Source organism: Phormidium tenue FACHB-1050 (assembly GCF_014696925.1).
Lineage (GTDB): Bacteria > Cyanobacteriota > Cyanobacteriia > Pseudanabaenales > Pseudanabaenaceae > Pseudanabaena.
This window is the reverse complement of record NZ_JACJQY010000006.1, coordinates 72,882-91,915: the sequence shown is the minus strand read 5'-3', so window position 1 is coordinate 91,915 and position 19,034 is coordinate 72,882. Positions and strand designations below refer to the sequence as shown.

The following is a 19,034-nucleotide window of genomic DNA, read 5'->3' as shown; positions in this document are numbered from 1 at the left end:
AGTAGAAAAGCATTAGGTGTCAACATTAACCGAATCACATTCATTCAGAACTCAATGTCTTTGTTTTGCTGGTTTCTGCGGAAAGATAAAGATACACGCCACAATTAACACGAGAAGCGTGACTGACGCTGTGGAGCGGCTTAACTCCAAACCACCTTTGCTTATAGGTTTGTCTAGAAAGTCGCCGACAACCGCGCCAAGGGGTCTGGTAAGGATGAATCCTGCCCAAAACAACATGGTTCGCGATATATTTGTTCGGTAATACATGATCGCGATCGCAACCAACATTGACCCAAACAATATAGCTCCACCACTATACCCAAGCCCTGCGGTATCGGCTGTCCAATCACCAAGCGCAGTACCCAAGGTTTGAGAAAACATGATTGTGACCCAATAGAACATTTCAGATCTAGGCGTACTTACAGTATCAACAGCGATCGAACCAAGCGTGCGATACCAAATAAATAACGAGCTAAAGAGCAAGATAAGCAATATTGTCGTCCCACCCGCATAACCGATACCAAGGGAACGATCCACGAAATCCGCTAATGTCGTTCCCACTGTTGTTGTTGCAATAATCGTTACCCAGTAAAGGATAGGATGGAATTTTTTTGCAAAAACCTGAGCGATTACCGCAACGATAAATATGGCTGTAAAGATGACCGTACTGACGAGATAGCCAAGGTTCATTGACATTGAGACAAAATCTCCTCCAGTCTCGCCAAGGGTTGTAGCGAGGATTTTTATAACCCAAAAGATCAAAATTACTTCTGGAACCTTACTGAGAATATCTTTCTGTTTCCTATTCATCTTTTCATATTTCGTCTCATCTGGAACAATCACTCATCAAATTGAACTTCATATTGTGTGATGAGACAAACTATAGAGATAAATAATCAAGAACTTAGAAAGAGTCCCATATTTATTGATTTCATTTCATAGCTTAGCAATCACTATTCCAACCAAGACATTTCCTTTTTGCGTTTTGAATACGAACTTTCAAACTTCTTGATTATTTATCTCTATAGTTTGAAACGTAAACCAATAAATCAAGGTTACTTGTGATGAAAACTTCGACAAAGGCAATTCTAGTTGCGACTCTAGTCGGACTAGTCGGTATTGGTGGTTTGGCAAAAGCTGCTCGTGCTATCCCCATGCAAGCCACCAAACCAGCAGCTATAGAAGTTGCCGAACGCGAAATGTCTGAAACTCGCGAGACTGGTGAATCGAGAGACGATCTAATCGATGCAAATCAGTCAGCCAAACTTCGCGCTTTGGCAAAAATCACACCTCAGCAAGCACAACAAGCCGCAGAAGCTACTGTCGCTGGCAAGGCAACTTCTGTGAAGTTGGAAAATGAGGATGGCAGTCTTGTTTATTCTGTTGCGATCGCTCAGCAGGAAGTTAAAGTCGATGCTGGTAACGGTCGTGTTCTGTATACCGACAGTCTGAACAATGAGGGAAGTGAAAGTAATCACATTCGCAGTAGCATTCAAGTTTCCGAAACTGGGATGGGCGATGGTGATGGCGAAACCAATGATGATATGGCTAAATAGCAAGTTAGGTTGACACTTCACAAATCCAGTCTAGATTGTTGAATATGAGAATAACTTATTAACGTTTCTGCCTAACGTTAATAAGTTAGAAACTCTTATCATGATTTAGTGAATCATCTAGGAATTTAATTTTGCTCACTACGTTACGACGACTGCCTCCTAATGTGTGGCTGATCGGATTAATCAGTCTTTTAAACGATACCGCCAGCGATATGCTCTATCCACTGATTCCTGTGTATTTGGCATCAGTATTTATGGTTGGTCCAAAATCTTTAGGGATCATTGAGGGTATTGCTGAAGCCACCAGTAGCTTTCTAAAGCTGTTGTCTGGAATAATCATGGATCTCACTAATTCTGCCAAGCCTTGGATAATTCTCGGCTACAGCTTAGCTGGGTTTAGCCGCCCATTGGTCTTAATTGCTAACAATTGGGTGGGAGTCTTGTTTATTCGCATGATTGACCGTGTGGGCAAAGGTTTACGAAGTTCTCCTAGAGATGCCATGTTAGCGGCAAGTGTTTCTCCAGAAAACCGTGGTTTAGCTTTTGGTCTGCATCGTGGCATGGATAATGCGGGAGCTGTAATCGGTCCAATCTTAGCCGCTTTACTTCTAGGATTTGGTTACAAAATTAAAGACCTATTTCTGATTTCGATTATTCCTGCCACACTCTGTTTCGGAATGTCTCTACTGATTCAAGAGCCTCAGGCAACAGTAGTTCAATCAGGAAATAGAAGATTTAGTTGGAACTTTAAGGAACTACCAGTTAACTTTAAACGCTATCTTTTAGCTGTGGCAATCTTCACTCTTGGCAACTCATCTAATATGTTTTTGCTTCTTAGAGCCAAAGAGTTAGGTTTATCAGAAGTGCAAGTACCTTTGGCTTGGGCGACTATTTCGGCAATTGCCGCCTTATTTTCCACACCACTTTCAGCACTATCTGATCGATTTGGTCGTATTCGCCTAATTACGATGGGATGGTTATCTTATGGCTTATTTTACATTTGCTTAGGACTATTAAGTTCATCTACTCCCATAGTAATTTTTGGATTGTTCGCATTTTATGGAATATTTCTAGCAGCTACTGAAGGTGTAGAAAAAGCACTGGTCGCCGATCTAGCTCCTACATCCTTGTTGGGAACAGCCTATGGTTGGTTTAATTTAGTGAGTGGTTTAATGCTGTTACCAGCTTCGATTATCTTTGGTTGGCTCTATGAGAGATTTGGCGCTACAAGTGCCTTTGGTTTCTCTTCTAGTTGCTCTCTAATAGCAACGTTTCTATTACTCTGGGCAAGTAAAAGGTTTGCAATTTAAATTTCACTTGGGGTGAATAAGAAATTACTCTATTTATTCCTAATTAAAACTCAATACTTAGGCAATTTTAAAAATCAACCAGAAAAAATACTATGATTATGCAAAAAGTGTTAAACAGAGTTCCAGAGGTTACAGTTGCTTTCTGGATTATTAAGATTTTGGCAACTACGGTAGGTGAAACTGCGGCTGATTATTTGAATATGGAGATGAAACTTGGCTTAGTCAATACATCCTATATTATGAGCGGCATATTACTAATGTTACTTTTGAATCAGTTTAGACTTAAACGCTATATACCCGTGAGCTATTGGATTGTAGTCGTTTTTATGAGCGTGACTGGTACATTAATTACAGATAGTTTGATAGATATCTTTAGTATTAGTTTGGTGACAACTACGATCTCATTTAGTGTCGTACTATCCGTGATTTTTGGTTTCTGGTATTTCACCGAAAAGACTTTAGCCATGCATTCTATCAATACAGCTAAACGAGAGCTCTTCTACTGGGCAGCTATTTTATTTACATTTGCCTTGGGTACAGCAACAGGAGATCTTCTTGCTGAGACTTTGAAGCTAGGTTATACCCAAGCAGCACTAATATTTGGCACTGCGATCGCTATTATCACCATAAGTTATCAATACTTTCGCATGAATGGAATCTTAGCCTTTTGGTTAGCTTATATCTTGACTCGTCCCCTCGGCGCATCCATCGGCGATCTGTTATCCCAACCTACTGCAAATGGGGGCTTTGGTTTAGGTACTACTATAACCAGCATAATTTTTCTGGTTGTAATTGTGACTTTTGTGACTTTATTAACCCTTAACCAAAAGCGGCAGAGAAACGGTAAAGCAACTACCAACTCCTAGTTTGCTGGTGACAAAAATTTCACCGCCATGCTGATTAGCGATCGCTTGGGCGATCGTTAATCCCAATCCAAAGCTACCCGCATGATAAGTTCGTGAGCATTCCGATCGCCAAAAGCGCTCAAAAACTTTATCAACCTGATCTGGCGCAATTCCAATTCCATTATCATGCACTGAAGTTAGTACTCGCTGTCCAGTTATTTGACAATCTAGTTCAATCCTACCGTCCGCTAATGTGTACTGAATAGCGTTTGCTATCAAATTAGTAAACAATCTTCGCAACTGGGCGCGATCGCCAAAAGTATAAATCGGCTTATTTGCTAAAAATTGTAATTCAATTGATTTTGCTTCAGCTTGAGGGCTATAAAATTGGATAAGTTCGGCTAGTAACTCGCTTAAATTCACTTCCTGATAATGCTCTTTAAGTAAATTGTCAGTTCTCGCCAACAGTAATAAATCTTCTGTTAAACGAGTCATTTGTTTAGTTGCATCCGCGATCGCCTCAAACTTTGCGATGTCTCCTATACGGATGCCCTCTGGGTATCGCAACGCCACCTGAGCATTACTGGAAATAACCATCAACGGACTGCGTAACTCATGGGATGCATCGGCAGTAAACTGCTTTAAAAGCTCAAAATTGCGCTCAATGGGCTGCATAAATTGTCGAGTCAGCCAGAGTCCTCCAATACCACTTAATAAAAGAGCCACAAACGCACCACCTGACATCCCCCAGTCTAGATGTCGCACAGACTCATCAAATTCCACTAACGACTGACTAGCACGCACATATCCGATCAGCATTCCATCATCATTGCTAACCACAGGCAAAGTTACTGATTGCACACGAGGATTCCCTGATTGGATTTGTACTGTATTTACACCAGCAAATGGAAGACTTATAATTAATTGTCCCTGATGAGAAATCGGCTTTCCTTGAATATCAAACCATTCTAATGCTTGATCTTTGGATAAAAGAGCTTGCTGAGGAAAGTCACTTTTAAATTTAATTTGACCATTCTCTGACTCCAGACTACTAGAAGCTCCATGTCCTAACGTAGTGAGTTTTTCAGTCGCCTGTTGACTTAAGCTATGTACAAACAGAAATCGCACAATTACACCAAGCGAAGTTAATATTGCCATCAATACGAGCAGAAAAGACAACAGTAACCGGTAACGAATTTTTGTAAACATAACTAGTCCCGATCTACAGACGCAAGTCGATACCCAACCCCATAAACTGTTTCAATAAATGAGTCTGAACTCCCAGCCGCTCTCAATTTGCGTCGCAAATTAGTAATATGCGTTCTAATCGTATCTTCACCTGACTGCTTGTCAAATTCCCATATCCGATCCATTAGAGCAGTTCGCGTAAATACTTGCGTCGGATTTCGCAACAAATAGTCTAAAATCATGAACTCTTTTGATGTGAGCGAGAGAGGCTGTCCGCTATAACTAACAATTTGACTACCAGAATCAAGACTTAATGCTCCGTAGTGGAAAATTTCGGGCTTTAGATCGGGAGTACGACGTGCCAATGCTCGCATACGAGCTGATAGTTCTTCTAGATCGAATGGCTTAACTAAATAGTCGTCAGCCCCAGCATCTAAGCCTACAACCTTATCAGAAATGCTGTCACGAGCCGTAAGCATCAATATTTGTGATTTACAGCCATTAGAGCGCAATCGCCGACAAAGACTCACTCCGTCCAGCTTCGGCAACATCACATCCAATAGAATTAAGTCATAGACGATTAATTGCGCCCACTCCCAACCTTCTAAACCATCTTGAGCATAGTCGATGCTGTGCTTTTGCGCTCGTAGATCTTCAATTAAAGGTCGAGCAATGCGATCATCATCTTCTACTAGTAAAATTTTCATAGTAAGTCAATTCGTCAAAATTAAACTAATCGAATAAAATCGTGACATATCTACTGTTGTATTGCACAAACTTCAGTAAATCTCTCCCTTTTAATCAAATTTTTCGGATGCTTTTAGGAAGGCACGTTTCGCTGCAATCTTGTTCTTGCGATTAGTATAGCGTCTAAAACTTCTGACATCACGATGCCGATTCAACTCCATCGCCAAAGATGGATCTAACTCATACTTCACAATCAGATTCGTTGCAAACGTATGCCTGCCCAGATGCGAATGCAAATCAATCCCCGTCTTCTCAGCCAAATCATCCATCACATGCCAAATTCCCCAACAAGTCAACCTCTTACCCTGACTACGATTAGAGCAAGACACAAACAAAGGACTTTTAACTAAAGTTGGCTCTGGAATCGACATAGCAGCATCACTTGAATTAGTTGTTTAGCCCCGAATGACGATAATCTCTCGCCCTGCGAGGCTGGTGACATTCTCAGTCGTAGTGCGATCGCTTAACGGAGACAGCCCAAAACAGCGATCAAAGATCACCAACTATCCTGTATCAAAACTCAACACTGATAAATATTTATCTAGCTGAGGCAATCCTTCCTTAATTGGATCGGGTCTTCTGTCACTTCATACTTTCAACTCCATCCCTAAAGTTGTCTTGCCATAGCGCAAGCAAATATCCATTCTTCCCGAACCAATTGCATATTCTCTTTCCAAAGTACTACCATTAACCAACCGATACAGAAATGCCATCATCACTAGATGTGGTAAAACTTTTGGATAGTTAGCGCTCCTGAATAATAGCTCACTATGTTGTCGCGGCACTGGTTCCGCACTATGGGGAAAAGCTCTGAAACCCTTTTGATCTCTGAATTTTGACGATTTGACCTTAAAATGGCTAAAACTCTTGCTTGACAAGAGTTTTAGCCGAATAACCCTGTCAGGCGGAACCAGTGCCTTGAGGATACGTTCTATATTTATCATCTATATTTCGCTTTTGCTACACTTCTATATCTTATCCTTTATTTCCCAACAGGTCTATCGACTACTTACTTCAGACCGTATTTTGAAATCATAAATCTTGTAAGATTGGTTAAGATAAATAGGAAGTATTCGCAAGTAGCTAGAGTTAATGGATCGGCAGCGCAGAAAAATATTAGAGTTGGGACTTGGTGGAATGGGGATACTTGGGGGCGCGATCGCTTGTAGTCCTATAAGACTCTCGGAGTCTCAAGATAAGTCAGATAAAAAGATTGTTGTTCCGCCGATGAAACTCAGTGATGCATCACAGGAGAGGATTAAGACTAGTGGACTGAATCCGATCGCGGCTTTACGAGAATTTGATTATGGCAAAGTCTCCCAAGAAAATGGGCGCACAGTGCGTGAGTTTGAACTTACCGCGAAAACGAAGACCGTGAAGTTAGATGCGGCGACTGATTTTATTACTTGGAATGTTAACGATCGCGTACCAGGTCCAACGCTGAGAGCTACCGAAGGCGATCGCGTGCGGATTGCTTTTTCTAATCAAGCTGGACATTCTCACTCATTGCATTTTCATGGTGAACATCCCTCAGAAATGGATGGTATCAAACCAATTCGCAATGGGGCGGCGACTATTTATGAATTTGACGCAAAGCCTTATGGAGTGCATCTGTATCATTGCCATATCGAACCAGTAACACGTCATATTGGTAAAGGTTTATATGGAATGTTTATTGTCGATCCACCAACACCGCGACCTCCTGCTGATGAGATCGTTCTAATCATGGCGGGATATGACACTAATGGTGATGGGCGCAATGAAATGTATGCCTTTAATGGACTACCTCATTTTTATATGCAGCAACCGATCGCAGTGCAACAAAATCAGCTATTACGTTTATATGTCCTTAATATGATTGAGTTTGACCCTGTAGCCACCTTTCATGTCCATGCGAATATGTTTCAGGTTTACCGCACTGGGCGAAGCATGACGCCGACTGAAGAAACCGATGTGATCACAATGGGGACTGCCGAGCGTCATATTTTGGAGTTGAAGTATGGGTTCACTGGCAAATATATGTTTCATCCGCACCAAGATGCGATCGCTGAAGCAGGTTGTATGGGTTTATTTGATGTAGTTGCCTAAAACCAAAGAGTAAAGAAGGCAGAGCTTCGCGCCATCATTACTCTTTGAGACATATTAAATATTTTATTGACAGTTATTTGCAAGTTTATGTTCTAATAAACTTAAGTAACTTATTGCATATTAATTGCATTAAGTAGTTGTTTTTTAGTTGTTTTTTAGTTATTTTTAGTCACCTCTATGTCTTCCATCATATTTTTCGTAAAAAAATTATTTAAAGCATTAATTAAGACCAAAGCATTTATAAAGCTATTTGCACTCTCTTTAGTTGGGGCGATCGCCATTTCAGCTTGCAATAATACACCTCCTACCACAAGTCCAAATCAACCTGTCAACAATGCGACAAGTGTATCTAAGATTGAATCTAAAAACGAGTCTCAGAAAGATGTAATGGGAAGTCATAGCAAAGTAAAAATCAATATCAACGAAGCGATTTTGTCAGAGCTAGATAAGATTGAAGCAAAGTTAGGAATTGCAGGTTTGTCTAATAAGATTCAAGCAGCTCGTCCATATACAAAAACTGAAGACTTGGTATCTAAGAAAGTTGTTACCGCACCCCAGTTTGAACAAATCAAAGACATGGTTGGGATAGAAACTGTGGTACTGACAGGGGAAGCGAAGGATGTTGATTATTTGACTAAGTTGGGCTTGATGAAAGGTCACATGATTGTGGCAAAAGAATTACTTGATCTTCAAAAACCAGAACAAGCTCTTCCGCACATTCAACATCCAGTAGAAGAAATTTATGCTGATGTGGAAGACCAAATTAAAGAGCGTAATGTTAAAGAATTTAAGCAGTCGTTAATGGATTTACAACAATTGGTTAAATCCAAGCCTAATGATCCCAGTCTAACCACTAAGTATCAAGAAGCAATGGCTAATATTGATAACTCGATCGCGGCGATTCCAGAAACTCAACGTCAATCACCTAAGCTTGCGCTGCAAGTGATTAATACGATTCTTGATACCGCAGGTACTGAGTATATGGCAGCGATCTCTAATGATAAGATCAAAGAAATCATTGAATATCAGGACTCACGCGGGTTTACTCTCTATGTTGAGCAATTGTATAAAGGCATCTCGGCAATGATGCAAAAAGATCATCCTGATGCTCATAAACAATTCACAGCAAGTTTAGACAAACTCAAATCCGCTTATCCTAGTGCGATCGCCCCTGAGAAGCCTGTTCTTTCCGTTGCGGATATGTCCGCTCTAATTAAAGGAAATGAACAAGCTGCCGCCAAAGTTTATACAAAATCGTAAAAATTCAAAGCGATGTGCGTTGCACATCGCTTCTTCGTTCTATTAAATACAATCTAAAATCCTATGGACTTCAGTTTAACTCTTCCAACTTTTGTAATTACTTTACGTGAAGGTGTTGAAGCCGCCTTAGTGGTCGGCATTGTTATGGCATATATCAAACGAGCTAAGCGATCGCATCTTAATCGATGGGTATTTGCGGGAATTGGAGCGGGGATTTTGATTAGTGCCATAGTTGGCATCCTATTTAATTGGTTTATGCAGAGCGTTGGTACTAGCAACCCTTCGCTATCGCCGATTCTTGAGCCATTGCTGGAAGGTATTTTTAGTGTTGCCGCGATCGCCATGTTGACATGGATGTTGCTCTGGATGACCAAACAAAGTCGGGCGATGAAAGGGGAAATCGAAGGCTCTTTAGCAAATGTATTAGACAAAGGCAAAAAAGCTGGGTTAGGAATTTTCGGACTGATTTTATTTGCAATTTTGCGTGAAGGCTTTGAGATCGTTTTATTTATTTCGGCAAAATTTCAAGAAGGATTTATGCCAGCCATAGGAGCCGTAAGTGGAATAGCCGCCGCAACATTGATCGCGATCGCATTATTCAAATTTGGTATTCAGATTAATATCCGCGCCTTCTTCAAAATTATGGGCTTCATGCTCTTATCAATTGTCTCAGGCTTAGTAATTTCTGCGCTCGGACATTTTGATACTGCCTTACGGATTCTCTCTCAAAGCGATCGCAAGTCTGAAGCAATTTGTTTTTATTACGAGCATTTTGCCAGAGAACACTCTTGTATTCTTGGCGGAATGGTCTGGAATAGCAGCAAAGTTTTACCTGCCGAGAAATTTCCTGGGGTAATCCTAAGTTCTCTGTTTGGCTATACCGACAAACTCTATTTAGTTCAGGCGATCGCTTACATCTTATTTTTTGTGATCGTTGGGACAATTTATTACCGAAGTCTAGGTAACAGGCTTACCTCCAAATAAATCAGCATTTCTTATAAAAATAGATGAAGCGCAAAATGTGCTCTCCATCGCATGATTTATTTAATTGGTTTTTGAAAGATTAAGTTTTACATGATTTATTGTCCCAACACGCTAGTTCATAGCCTTACACTTTCAGTGCAAGGCTTTAGCTGACAACCTTTAAAGCAGTTACCTTAGTGGTGCAGAAAAGTCTGGAAACCCGCATTATGTCGTAGTCTTAACCTAAGACAAATTTTAATAGCCTTTATTCAAAGCCTTGTAAATAGGCTGTTTCAAGAGGCTATTTTACCTAAATAAAATCTCAAATAAGACCTCAAAAAGTTTTCTGCACCACTAAGAGCAGTTACTATGATTTCCTTGCGTAACTTTAGCGTGAGTAAAACCTGCATTATTATCACAGTCACATTCCTAAAACAGCAAAACTAATAGAGTTTGGATAAACTATCTGATGTTACGTGGAAAGAAATGAAAGTAAAATGGTAGTAATCTAGCGGTAAGGATAGACTAGAAGGGAGAGAAAAAAAAAGAAATGAGAACTAGAAATGAGATGCCCTAGAGGTGAGAGTGAGGATGAAACTCAGATAAAATCTAAATACTAAAATTAGAAATCTGTCAGAGGCAATAGAATCGGGTGATTTGGATATATTTAGACTGGTATATAGCAGTTCCTACACTAATGAGTTACAAGCGAGTAGCTTAAATCCTATTTTAGTATAAGTTTCAATGAGATTAGGTGTACCTCGCTAGACCCCAACTTGCTATAGTTTTATTTCTAACTACATCTAAATTACAGTAGAGATCATCTAAATGAGAGCAGTGAAAGTTAATGATACGGTTGATCGCCAAGCGCATTTATTACTGGATCAACTTATTGATGTGGATATGTATGGTGCAGTACGAGTGATTGTGCTATTTTCAGAACCAATTGAAGAGGTCAAAGCGATTTTGGAAAGGGCTTTTCAGCAAGACTTAAGATTAAGGTTCAACTAAAAATGTCCAGACCGCCTAAAATTGACCGTCAGCGCGAACATCAAGCCAACGAACGAACTTTTCTAGCTTGGCTACGCACTTCTATTTCCCTAATTGGATTTGGATTTGCGATCGCCCGATTTGGTATTTTGGTTAGGCAATTAGAGATTACAGTCACTCCGAAAATACCCCGCCGACATTTCTTTGTTAACTCTGAAAATCTTGGCATAGCATTGGTTGTATTTGGCATTGTGGTAATTGCATCTGCATTGTGGAGCCACGATCACAGTTACTGGCAGATTGAACGTGGTGACTATCGACCTAATCGCTTAATGATTTGGATAACCACAGTGGTGGTAATAGTTTTAGGAATTCTAAGCTTGGCATTCATGCTGTAGACAGATATGACAATATTAAGAAGGAATTGGAGATAAACAGCTTCAGGTCTTTTAGAATTTTGCTTACGCATAGCCAAAAGTTTAATGTTTTTCGCCTCTAGCAGCCAGTCTTCAATCTCATAGTCGTTGTAAGCTTTATCTGCATAGACAGTGCTACCTTCAGATAAAGCAAAATAGAAGACTCTCAAAGCCCCAATATTAGCAAATGAACCCGAAGTTAGAAAAAACTCTACGGGTTTTCCTGTCTCCCGTAATCATCAAATGAATCTTGATACGGTAAAAATATCGTTTCTTACTGACTTGATATCCTCGGTATACATCATCGAAATCATAGAGCTTTGACTTTGGGATACGGAGATTGTCACAAACAGGAAGCTATCAATACTGTAAATAGATGCAATGTTTAGCTGTTTCCATACCTGTCCCAACGTTTCAAATACTGTCAACAGCATTGCTTCAGTTCTATGTAATCTGCGATTGAAACGACTACGACTGAGCATCTTCGGAATATACTTTGGCTCTGACATGGCTTTTCTCGCTTTCTCAAAGTTGCCGCAGTAGTACAGCATTGCAACTATCGCTGTTGTCATAACTTCGCCATCACTCATCTGCTGTTGTTCATCACCCCGATGATTCATTGCTTTGAGGATGTCATAACATAGGCAATAAATCGCTATAATTTCATCATTCATTTTTATGACTGCTACTTGTCTTTTGACTTTTGTAGCAGTTTTTTTGCTTTATCCCTTAGGTCGTAACTTGGGTTAGATTAAACAACTTAGATCTCCCATTTCACCTTGTTAGAAGCATTCATAACGAACCTTCTAGTTACTACTATTTTGGAAGACTAAAAATCTAAGACTAATAAAAATCAAGGCTCCCAAAATTTGTAAAGACGCAATAGGGATACCATATTTAGCGAATTTACTAAAAGAAATTGGTTTGCCATGAATTTCAGAAATCCCTGCACCAACGATATTTGCAGAGGCTCCTACAATAGTTGCATTACCACCTAAAGTTGCCCCAAACATCATGGCGTAGAAAAGCGGTAAAACCTCAGCGGGAAGTTGTCTGTCAAAGCCTGGAATCAGAATCAAGGGTGGCGCTAGATCGACATTTACAAGATATTCCTTCATCATCGGAACCATTGCTACCACAAGGGGAATATTTGGAATAACACTAGAAATCACAGCCATAGCTATCAAAACAACTATCGTTCCTAGCGCAATATTTGTTCCTAAGGCTGATGCCAATAAATTAGAAGCCTGAGAAATTAAACCTGTTTTTTGTAATCCTCCAATCAAAACGAAAGTTGACATAAAAAACAGCAACGTACTCCAATCGACATCTTTTAAAACCTTGTTAATGGGATCAATACCGTTATGGTGAGAAAGAAATAGCGATAAACCTGCACCCATTAGGGCAACTGCCCCAGGGGAGACTGGTGTTGGCAAGGATTCGCCAATCACGAATAGGACTAAAACAAATACAGAAATTACGCCGCCGATAATTAACGTCCTAGGATGATTGATCACAGGTATCTCAATCTGATCGCTAACTTCTATATTCTTTCGCCAGATTGTGCCAAACAAAAATGGCAAAGTACATACAATGATTGCAATAGAGATAAATCCGCCAAAACTTAATCGGGTAAGGTAGTCAGCAAAACTAAGATTGATACCATTGCCGACAATAAATGTTGCAGGATCACCCACTAGTGTTAAGAGTCCCGCACTATTCGATACCATTACCATTAAAATTATTAATGGCACAAAATTTACGCCTATAATTTTTGCCAAAGGTGGAATCATCGGAGCCAAGAGCATTACGGTTGTGGCATTCGGCAGTACTGCACATACAAGCGACGTAATCCCCACGATCGCTAGTAGTAGCCGACTACCTTTACCTTTAGAAATCAGCACGATCTGCACAGCTAAGTAATCAAATACTTTTGTCGGCTCAAATGCTCGCACCATAACCATTACGCCAAATAGCAAACTGATAGTGGCATAACTTTTACTGATATACCTTGTTGCCTCTTCTAAGCTCAGGATTCTAGCAGCGACTAGTAATAGCGCTCCCAAAAAAGCAGCGATCGTTAAATGGACTCTCTCAGTAACAATTAGAATAATTACCACTACAAAGGTCACTCCTGTAAAAATAGCTTGCCAATTGTCCATGAGTAATAATTTTGATTATTGTTATTGAATTGAAGTAGAACTTAGCCTTGAGAGCAATGTAATTGAGATTACACACTTTGATAAGAAGGAACTCTAGCTTAACAAATGCAAAAAAGCAAGGAAAGATGTGATTTTCCTGAATATGTGTGATGCTAGTAGGCGACCTAGTTGAAGTCAGAATGGATTATGTTGATGTTAGTTTCGGATTGCCTGTATCTGGCATAGCTACAGGATACGTGGTCTTATTTCATCGACTAAGGAGTTGTTGGCGAGTATCAATGTTGCCGATTCTAAGCTGTCAGAAATCAATCGGCTCGATCTTGGGCAAGGGCTATACGCAGAATTATCTGGTCTTTCCTATGTAGATGATTTTCTGATGCCTAACTTCTATTTCCATATAACAACGGCGTACAATATCCTGCGTATGGCAGGATTACCAATAGGTAAGCGCGACTTTATGATGCATTTAGTACCTTCTCTGAAGCATCAAAGCTCTTAATCTGACTGTTTAGTCAAACATATGAATCTTTTATCCACATTAATGTTTTTCTCAATCATGCTGACCTTAGCAGCCATGCCGAGTGCAAGCGTTGCGCTTGTAGTATCCAGATCGGCGACCTTTGGGTTCCGCAATGGTGCAGCAGTTGCAGCAGGGATCGTCCTCGGAGATCTGATATTAGTTGCCTTGTCGATTTTCGGTATGAGTAGCCTTGCAGAAACGATGGGTAGTCTTTTCTTCATTGTTCGTTTCATGGCAGGTGCATATCTTATCTGGATAGGGTTCAGTTTGCTATTCTCTAAAGCAAATATGCTGCAAAGTTTGCACGATGATAGACCATCAGCTATTTTCACTAGCTTTGTATCAGGGCTTCTTCTCACTTTTGGAGATATTAAGGCGATCTTTTTCTATGCGAGCCTTTTCCCAACGCTTTTTGACTTGCGTTTACTCTCCATCTTTGATGTCATAATCATCGTCTCCATAACGATTGTTACAGTGGGGGGAGTGAAGTTAACTTATGCATATGCAGCAAAGAAGATTTTATCTCGATGGAATTCTCAGAGAGTTCATTTAGGAACCAGAAAAATCGCTGGTGGCTTATTGATAGGTGCTGGAGCATATGTTATTGTGAAAGCCTAACAAACGACTGCACAAGAAAATCCAAAATTACTTCACCAATTGGATTTTGTCAAAAGATAATTCAGAAAATAGCGATCGCCTTCAGCAAATCCAGCGTTGCAGACAAAGGGATGAATTAGAGAGAAGAAAGAATAGAAGGGTCATGAAGATAGTGAATCAGCAATCGCACAGAATAACGCAGCATATCCAATGACTTGGAATAACAGAAGGTTTTACGGTGCAATCTTGCCAAGTAGTGTCGTAACCGCGAGTTTTCTCCCTCAACTCGCGTCATGTAAGTCTTGCTAATAATCTGAATCTTCATCAGGGATAAAACTAGGATACACAGTCCAACCATCAGTGACATAGAAATAACATTGCCATGCACCAACGATTGCCCATAATCAGGTATGGCAACGATTCGTGTAAAACTGTACCACGATAAGCTTAAGATGTAGATATAGTAATGTTTTCAGAGATTTACTTTTTGCAGCCTTGGTTGTCATACCCGAATTAGTTGCTTTATTTCAGGCAAACGCTCAGTGGATGACAGCATGTAGTGAATGTCAGCCTTACAAGGACCAGCGGTATTAAACCATTTTTGCATGACGACAGCTAACTAACAAAGCAGATACCCCTTCAATATATAACAACGCGCTAAGCAAAGCCCTGAAACCTTGAGACTACGTCAACAAAACTAAGTATAAATACTTATTCACTTAAATTTAATGGCAAATAATTGATGATTATTTGTTCTAAGACTATTCTGAGACAATTTAGTCAATTGTGTTAGGTTTACTAGTATCGTTTACAAAGTTTTACCAATGCGTAGCAATCTAATAGCGGCTTACAAGCAAGGTATGCAGGCTTACGATCAATGTCATCCACAAACTACACGATCTCTATGGGATGCGTTTCGTTCTGAATTGTACGAGTTCTATGCGGAACCTTCGCAAGATGAGGCTTGGGATGTTTTACATTCCTTTGGTCGCTTAACTTGGAAGTTAACGGGTATTCCTCTGTTTTGGTTGGCTAAACCAACGGTGGAGAAACATGGCCACAGATTTGCTGAGTCTGGCTGTATTCGCAGTTCGCGTAATTGTTTGGGTAATTGTTGCCAAAAGAATGCTGATGGCTAAAGGTATTCCCGAAAAGTGTAAAAAGTGTGCGATGCTTTCAGCGGCTCAGGCTCAAGAACTTCATGGTGATTTGGGCGATCGCTGTTGGAACCCTGCGGTTTGCTATAGTCGCCGATCCTATGCCCGTCATCGCGATCGCCGTAATTTGATTCGCTATCGTCAACGTGGTGATTCCGAAACAAATTTAGTTGTGAATGCTGATGAGTTCGCCTCAATTTTTTGGGCGGTGTTAGTGGTTTATCGGCAGTCGGGAACTGATACACCAATTCATGCGATCGCTGTTCAAGTTTGGCAAGGACAAGAAAAGTTCGCAGCGATTTCACCGATTCATTGTGCGGGAATGGTTGCGACACAAGTACATACTTATGTGCAGAAAGTATTGGTTTTGCTGGAGTCAAGTTATGAGATTAAGAAATTTGCTAGCCAAGAACGTCTTGATCCTTGGCTTTGTCCTTTGCGCCCCTGTCCTTGTCATTCCAATTAATTTTCAGTGTGACCATGAAACTTAAACAGCTTGAGTTGGATTTATGGGATGTCATTTCGACCGCAAGACAGACTCCTGAAGATGCGAATTTGCCAATGGTGTTTAAGCTTTTGGATTTGACTCTGGTTGATCTTGATACGCGATCTCAGTTACGAATAGCAGGGGATGCAGTTTGTCAGATTGCAGATTTGTTTTGCGATCGCTCTAATTTTTTATTTGAGGAGTTACATTCTCGTGCGGTAAAGGGTGAGCCGATCATGGCTGATGATGCTTTTGAGCGTTATGTGCGTCAGTCTATGGTGGTCGATTTTGAACAGTTTATTGAGCCTTTGCAGAGTTTACCTAGGAAGATTTCCGAACAAGCAAAAACTGGTAATTCGATTGTTGGCGAAATTGATAAGGAGGTCTTGATTCAAGCTTTAGAACAGGAAAGTTTGCTTAGTTTGGAGGAAAAGTTTGAACGGGCGATTAGTACTGCCCATGCTGAGGATGTATCGAGTTGGATTGAGGCGATCTCGCATTGTATTACCAATAATTCTTCTCCTATGCGTTTGATAGATTTGCAAAAGGCTTTGAAATTGCCAATCGTTGAAACTTGGCTAGGTTTACTTTTGGGTGATTTTAAACTTGAGCAACGAGGACGCTTTTATGATTCAAGGGAGATTTGGATTAGCTAGAATGTATTTCTTCTAATTTCTTGGATTTGCGTTGTGCTTTCACGCACTTAATCGTCTCTGGGTCAGCGTCTTTGCTCCAGACAAGACGATGCCCTTGAAGTTCTGCACAGTATTCTTTTAATTTTTGTTGCCAGCCTTGCCAATGTGAAATATCTTTCATGTTTTCTAGCAATCCCCAACTTTCTTCTTGTTTAGTTAATTTGGCAAATTTTTCATACTGTAGGTAGTCGGGAAGGATATAAGCATCTTTGCAATGAAGTACGGGGGGATTATCGGAGTTGTGATAGTCACGATAACGAACCTGTAAATCTCTCAGGTCAATTTGCATTGAGGCTTGCATTTTTGGGTGGGGATCTTGATCAAAGTCGGGATAAAAAAGATAGCTGATTTTCGGTTTATGAAGATGGAATTTGATCAGCGTGGCTCCATCCATTCTACCAATGGTGCGACTGGCACACCCTTCATAGAGTCTAAGCATAGTATCAAGATGTTCTAAAGCCGAAATGTGAACATAGAGGGCTTGATTATCTAGTCTGCCAATTCTGCTGTTTCGACAACAGGTAGCGATAAATCCTTCCCTACCTAAATTAAATAACATCAGGTCAGCAGTAGTACTTGCGCCTTGATAAGAGCCAAATAGAGATTTGATATCGGTTTGGTATTGTGTTGAAAGTTGGCTTAATTTGAGTCGTTTGTAGGGATTATCAAAATTGCTGAGGGCTAGGAATACCAAAATATCTTGGCGACGCTTATCGGCGATCGCATCCCATTCATCTTGATTTGTGGCACTGACAATCAAGTTAAAGGCGCGGCGCACTGTTCCAAATTCTGTCAGCAACGGCTCAAAGTTTGACAGTTCTTCGCCGACGGGTAGTCTGCCTCGCTCTGTGAAGAAATCCATGAGGGGAGTAAGTAATTCGCGATAGTCTTCAAAACGTTTGGAGACAAGGCGGAGTCTGGGTGTGGTGGCTCTCGAACGAAAACGTGATGCTCTGAAGCTTTGCGCTTGCATGTCGTCACGAAATACAAAATAAATGCCGAGAGCGACAGGCACAGAATCTACGCCTAACACTTGATCGATATAGAGTTTGAGTTCTTCTTGTTCGTAATACTTCTGGAAAGTGTTACGGCTACTCACCACACCATCACTGTAGGCGATTTGTCCTTTGCCCACATCACCGATTAAAACTTGTGCCGAGACAATTAAAACTTTTTGCGTTAATTCCCATGCTTTGATAAGGGCTTCTCGTCTTTCGTTCTGTGATTCGATGACGTTGATGATATAGCCGAGGTTGACGATTTCGGCGCTGACACGATCACATTGTGGTCGATAGTATGGGTCCCAACCATTACTGGTAAAGCCGCGATCGCTAATTCTTTTGATATCTTCACCATGACCACAGCCATAATCAAAGAAGGTTGAGTTTTCTGTAAATAGTCCTGCTTCTAGGGCAAGTCGAACGGGTTTAGATAGATCGGGGCGATGAATTGCTGCTTTATGTCGATCAATTTTGATATCTTCTTTTAGACCTTCAACCCCAGCCTCTCTCCCAGAGGACGAGGGGAGCAAAATGACTTGATGATCTTTCAGTTCAACATTGTATTCCTGTAAACGCTGCCCCCATCCTTTACGAGTGCCGATGGTGTGGGTCTCATTAAATAAGCCGATCGCTTCTTCTTGTTTGGTTAGTTGAGCGAATATCTGATAAAGCGAATAGTCTTGATTTACAAAGGTTTCTTTGCGATGCAGGATTGGCGGATTGGGAGATTGATGATAATCGCGCTGTTGAGTAGTTTGGGTTTGGAGGTCAACTTGAATACTTTGATGCAATGCAGGATGTGGGTCAGTATCAAAGTCTGGATAGAACAGGTAGGAGATTTTCGGTTGTTCGTAGTTGAATTTGATGATGGTGAATTGAGTAGATTTGGAGAGTAATAATCTGGCTTGACGATCGCATTCTTGTAATTGTGGAGATAAAGAGTCGATCACCGAGAAATGGACATAAAACGCGTTGGGTAACTTTTTGCCAATATTACTTTGTTGACACAGGTTAATTATTTGAGTGTGATCACAACCTATAATCATTGTGGG

The 19,034-nt window shown here is 40.6% G+C and carries 21 protein-coding genes and 1 pseudogene; 13 read left to right on the top strand and 9 right to left on the bottom strand.

Annotated elements, in window-relative coordinates:
- Positions 1 to 51: 51 nt before the first annotated feature.
- On the bottom strand, positions 52 to 810 hold the full coding sequence (locus H6G05_RS05940) for a COG4705 family protein (RefSeq protein WP_190577163.1): 759 nt from the start codon (positions 808 to 810) through the stop codon (positions 52 to 54).
- A gap of 254 nt (positions 811 to 1,064) precedes the next feature.
- Here H6G05_RS05940 and H6G05_RS05935 point away from each other — a divergent pair, with 254 nt between their 5' ends.
- The 3 genes from H6G05_RS05935 to H6G05_RS05925 all read left to right on the top strand — a co-directional run bounded on the left by H6G05_RS05935 (position 1,065) and on the right by H6G05_RS05925 (position 3,732).
- The gene (locus H6G05_RS05935) at positions 1,065 to 1,556 is read left to right on the top strand and encodes a PepSY domain-containing protein (RefSeq protein WP_190577162.1); all 492 of its coding nucleotides are present in this window, start codon (positions 1,065 to 1,067) and stop codon (positions 1,554 to 1,556) included.
- A gap of 131 nt (positions 1,557 to 1,687) precedes the next feature.
- On the top strand, positions 1,688 to 2,866 hold the full coding sequence (locus H6G05_RS05930) for an MFS transporter (protein WP_190577161.1): 1,179 nt from the start codon (positions 1,688 to 1,690) through the stop codon (positions 2,864 to 2,866).
- Between the two features lie 92 nt (positions 2,867 to 2,958).
- Positions 2,959 to 3,732 (top strand): COG4705 family protein, encoded by a 774-nt coding sequence (locus tag H6G05_RS05925; protein ID WP_242025287.1) that lies wholly within the window; start codon positions 2,959 to 2,961, stop codon positions 3,730 to 3,732.
- Here the strand turns inward: H6G05_RS05925 and H6G05_RS05920 are convergent.
- The 4 genes from H6G05_RS05920 to H6G05_RS25795 all read right to left on the bottom strand — a co-directional run bounded on the left by H6G05_RS05920 (position 3,679) and on the right by H6G05_RS25795 (position 6,590).
- On the bottom strand, positions 3,679 to 4,869 hold the full coding sequence (locus H6G05_RS05920; RefSeq protein WP_242025286.1) for a HAMP domain-containing sensor histidine kinase: 1,191 nt from the start codon (positions 4,867 to 4,869) through the stop codon (positions 3,679 to 3,681). The genes H6G05_RS05925 and H6G05_RS05920 overlap by 54 nt on opposite strands.
- Before the next feature lie 53 nt (positions 4,870 to 4,922).
- The gene (locus H6G05_RS05915) at positions 4,923 to 5,606 is read right to left on the bottom strand and encodes a response regulator transcription factor (RefSeq protein ID WP_190577158.1); all 684 of its coding nucleotides are present in this window, start codon (positions 5,604 to 5,606) and stop codon (positions 4,923 to 4,925) included.
- 90 nt (positions 5,607 to 5,696) lie between these two features.
- On the bottom strand, positions 5,697 to 6,017 hold the full coding sequence (locus H6G05_RS05910; protein ID WP_190577156.1) for a tyrosine-type recombinase/integrase: 321 nt from the start codon (positions 6,015 to 6,017) through the stop codon (positions 5,697 to 5,699).
- Between the two features lie 216 nt (positions 6,018 to 6,233).
- Complete coding sequence (locus H6G05_RS25795; RefSeq protein WP_190577152.1) at positions 6,234 to 6,590, bottom strand: hypothetical protein; 357 nt, start codon at positions 6,588 to 6,590, stop codon at positions 6,234 to 6,236.
- 148 nt (positions 6,591 to 6,738) lie between these two features.
- Here H6G05_RS25795 and H6G05_RS05895 point away from each other — a divergent pair, with 148 nt between their 5' ends.
- The 5 genes from H6G05_RS05895 (at position 6,739) to H6G05_RS05875 (ending at position 11,345) form a co-directional block, all read left to right on the top strand.
- On the top strand, positions 6,739 to 7,734 hold the full coding sequence (locus H6G05_RS05895) for a multicopper oxidase domain-containing protein (RefSeq protein WP_190577150.1): 996 nt from the start codon (positions 6,739 to 6,741) through the stop codon (positions 7,732 to 7,734).
- A gap of 177 nt (positions 7,735 to 7,911) precedes the next feature.
- The gene (locus tag H6G05_RS05890; RefSeq protein ID WP_199310354.1) at positions 7,912 to 8,994 is read left to right on the top strand and encodes a helix-hairpin-helix domain-containing protein; all 1,083 of its coding nucleotides are present in this window, start codon (positions 7,912 to 7,914) and stop codon (positions 8,992 to 8,994) included.
- 63 nt (positions 8,995 to 9,057) lie between these two features.
- A complete protein-coding gene (locus H6G05_RS05885; protein WP_190577148.1) occupies positions 9,058 to 9,978 on the top strand; it encodes an FTR1 family iron permease in 921 nt (306 codons plus the stop codon).
- An 807-nt stretch (positions 9,979 to 10,785) separates the two neighbouring features.
- Positions 10,786 to 10,968: a hypothetical protein gene (locus tag H6G05_RS05880; RefSeq protein ID WP_190577146.1), complete on the top strand. Its 183-nt coding sequence runs from the start codon at positions 10,786 to 10,788 to the stop codon at positions 10,966 to 10,968.
- Positions 10,969 to 10,970: 2 nt separating this feature from the next.
- Complete coding sequence (locus H6G05_RS05875) at positions 10,971 to 11,345, top strand: YidH family protein (RefSeq protein WP_190577144.1); 375 nt, start codon at positions 10,971 to 10,973, stop codon at positions 11,343 to 11,345.
- Positions 11,346 to 11,602: 257 nt separating this feature from the next.
- Here H6G05_RS05875 and H6G05_RS05870 read toward each other — a convergent pair whose 3' ends face one another.
- Both H6G05_RS05870 and H6G05_RS05865 read right to left on the bottom strand, forming a co-directional pair.
- Positions 11,603 to 12,037, bottom strand: coding sequence for a hypothetical protein (locus tag H6G05_RS05870; RefSeq protein ID WP_190577142.1), 435 nt, complete (start codon positions 12,035 to 12,037; stop codon positions 11,603 to 11,605).
- A 132-nt stretch (positions 12,038 to 12,169) separates the two neighbouring features.
- Positions 12,170 to 13,525: an ArsB/NhaD family transporter gene (locus tag H6G05_RS05865; protein WP_190577140.1), complete on the bottom strand. Its 1,356-nt coding sequence runs from the start codon at positions 13,523 to 13,525 to the stop codon at positions 12,170 to 12,172.
- 205 nt (positions 13,526 to 13,730) lie between these two features.
- Here H6G05_RS05865 and H6G05_RS05860 point away from each other — a divergent pair, with 205 nt between their 5' ends.
- Positions 13,731 to 14,024, top strand: coding sequence for a DUF1993 family protein (locus H6G05_RS05860; RefSeq protein ID WP_322096330.1), 294 nt, complete (start codon positions 13,731 to 13,733; stop codon positions 14,022 to 14,024).
- A gap of 21 nt (positions 14,025 to 14,045) precedes the next feature.
- Positions 14,046 to 14,663: a LysE family translocator gene (locus H6G05_RS05855; protein WP_190577138.1), complete on the top strand. Its 618-nt coding sequence runs from the start codon at positions 14,046 to 14,048 to the stop codon at positions 14,661 to 14,663.
- 115 nt (positions 14,664 to 14,778) lie between these two features.
- Here the strand turns inward: H6G05_RS05855 and H6G05_RS05850 are convergent.
- A pseudogene (locus H6G05_RS05850) lies at positions 14,779 to 15,028 on the bottom strand (IS1 family transposase); the annotation flags it as partial.
- A 438-nt stretch (positions 15,029 to 15,466) separates the two neighbouring features.
- On the opposite strand from H6G05_RS05850, the gene H6G05_RS05845 reads away from it, so the two are divergent.
- Genes H6G05_RS05845 through H6G05_RS05835 form a run of 3 tightly spaced genes read left to right on the top strand, consistent with a single transcriptional unit; the run spans position 15,467 to position 16,942 of the window.
- Positions 15,467 to 15,781: a hypothetical protein gene (locus H6G05_RS05845; protein ID WP_190577136.1), complete on the top strand. Its 315-nt coding sequence runs from the start codon at positions 15,467 to 15,469 to the stop codon at positions 15,779 to 15,781.
- Entirely contained in the window at positions 15,696 to 16,265 is a 570-nt protein-coding gene (locus H6G05_RS05840; RefSeq protein WP_242025282.1) for a hypothetical protein, read from the top strand. Before H6G05_RS05845 ends, H6G05_RS05840 begins: the two co-directional genes overlap by 86 nt.
- Positions 16,266 to 16,279: 14 nt before the next feature.
- Positions 16,280 to 16,942, top strand: coding sequence for a hypothetical protein (locus H6G05_RS05835; RefSeq protein ID WP_190577134.1), 663 nt, complete (start codon positions 16,280 to 16,282; stop codon positions 16,940 to 16,942).
- On the opposite strand, the gene H6G05_RS05830 is transcribed toward H6G05_RS05835, so the two are convergent.
- Positions 16,935 to 19,028: a DNA phosphorothioation-associated putative methyltransferase gene (locus H6G05_RS05830; protein ID WP_190577132.1), complete on the bottom strand. Its 2,094-nt coding sequence runs from the start codon at positions 19,026 to 19,028 to the stop codon at positions 16,935 to 16,937. The two genes, H6G05_RS05835 and H6G05_RS05830, sit on opposite strands and share 8 nt — an antisense overlap.
- Between the last annotated feature and the right edge of the window lie 6 nt (positions 19,029 to 19,034).

What these genes read in the sequence shown, in the direction of transcription:
- H6G05_RS05925 (WP_242025287.1), top strand. Translation starts at nt 2,959, where the DNA reads ATGATTATGCAAAAAGTGTTAAACAGAGTTCCAGAGGTTACAGTTGCT.
- H6G05_RS05840 (WP_242025282.1), top strand. Translation starts at nt 15,696, where the DNA reads ATGGCCACAGATTTGCTGAGTCTGGCTGTATTCGCAGTTCGCGTAATT.
- H6G05_RS25795 (WP_190577152.1), bottom strand. Translation starts at nt 6,590, where the DNA reads ATGATAAATATAGAACGTATCCTCAAGGCACTGGTTCCGCCTGACAGG.
- H6G05_RS05920 (WP_242025286.1), bottom strand. Translation starts at nt 4,869, where the DNA reads ATGGCAATATTAACTTCGCTTGGTGTAATTGTGCGATTTCTGTTTGTA.
- H6G05_RS05830 (WP_190577132.1), bottom strand. Translation starts at nt 19,028, where the DNA reads ATGATTATAGGTTGTGATCACACTCAAATAATTAACCTGTGTCAACAA.
- H6G05_RS05915 (WP_190577158.1), bottom strand. Translation starts at nt 5,606, where the DNA reads ATGAAAATTTTACTAGTAGAAGATGATGATCGCATTGCTCGACCTTTA.
- H6G05_RS05875 (WP_190577144.1), top strand. Translation starts at nt 10,971, where the DNA reads ATGTCCAGACCGCCTAAAATTGACCGTCAGCGCGAACATCAAGCCAAC.
- H6G05_RS05880 (WP_190577146.1), top strand. Translation starts at nt 10,786, where the DNA reads ATGAGAGCAGTGAAAGTTAATGATACGGTTGATCGCCAAGCGCATTTA.
- H6G05_RS05870 (WP_190577142.1), bottom strand. Translation starts at nt 12,037, where the DNA reads ATGAATGATGAAATTATAGCGATTTATTGCCTATGTTATGACATCCTC.
- H6G05_RS05855 (WP_190577138.1), top strand. Translation starts at nt 14,046, where the DNA reads ATGAATCTTTTATCCACATTAATGTTTTTCTCAATCATGCTGACCTTA.
- H6G05_RS05890 (WP_199310354.1), top strand. Translation starts at nt 7,912, where the DNA reads ATGTCTTCCATCATATTTTTCGTAAAAAAATTATTTAAAGCATTAATT.
- H6G05_RS05940 (WP_190577163.1), bottom strand. Translation starts at nt 810, where the DNA reads ATGAATAGGAAACAGAAAGATATTCTCAGTAAGGTTCCAGAAGTAATT.
- H6G05_RS05910 (WP_190577156.1), bottom strand. Translation starts at nt 6,017, where the DNA reads ATGTCGATTCCAGAGCCAACTTTAGTTAAAAGTCCTTTGTTTGTGTCT.
- H6G05_RS05865 (WP_190577140.1), bottom strand. Translation starts at nt 13,525, where the DNA reads ATGGACAATTGGCAAGCTATTTTTACAGGAGTGACCTTTGTAGTGGTA.
- H6G05_RS05845 (WP_190577136.1), top strand. Translation starts at nt 15,467, where the DNA reads ATGCGTAGCAATCTAATAGCGGCTTACAAGCAAGGTATGCAGGCTTAC.
- H6G05_RS05895 (WP_190577150.1), top strand. Translation starts at nt 6,739, where the DNA reads ATGGATCGGCAGCGCAGAAAAATATTAGAGTTGGGACTTGGTGGAATG.
- H6G05_RS05835 (WP_190577134.1), top strand. Translation starts at nt 16,280, where the DNA reads ATGAAACTTAAACAGCTTGAGTTGGATTTATGGGATGTCATTTCGACC.
- H6G05_RS05885 (WP_190577148.1), top strand. Translation starts at nt 9,058, where the DNA reads ATGGACTTCAGTTTAACTCTTCCAACTTTTGTAATTACTTTACGTGAA.
- H6G05_RS05935 (WP_190577162.1), top strand. Translation starts at nt 1,065, where the DNA reads ATGAAAACTTCGACAAAGGCAATTCTAGTTGCGACTCTAGTCGGACTA.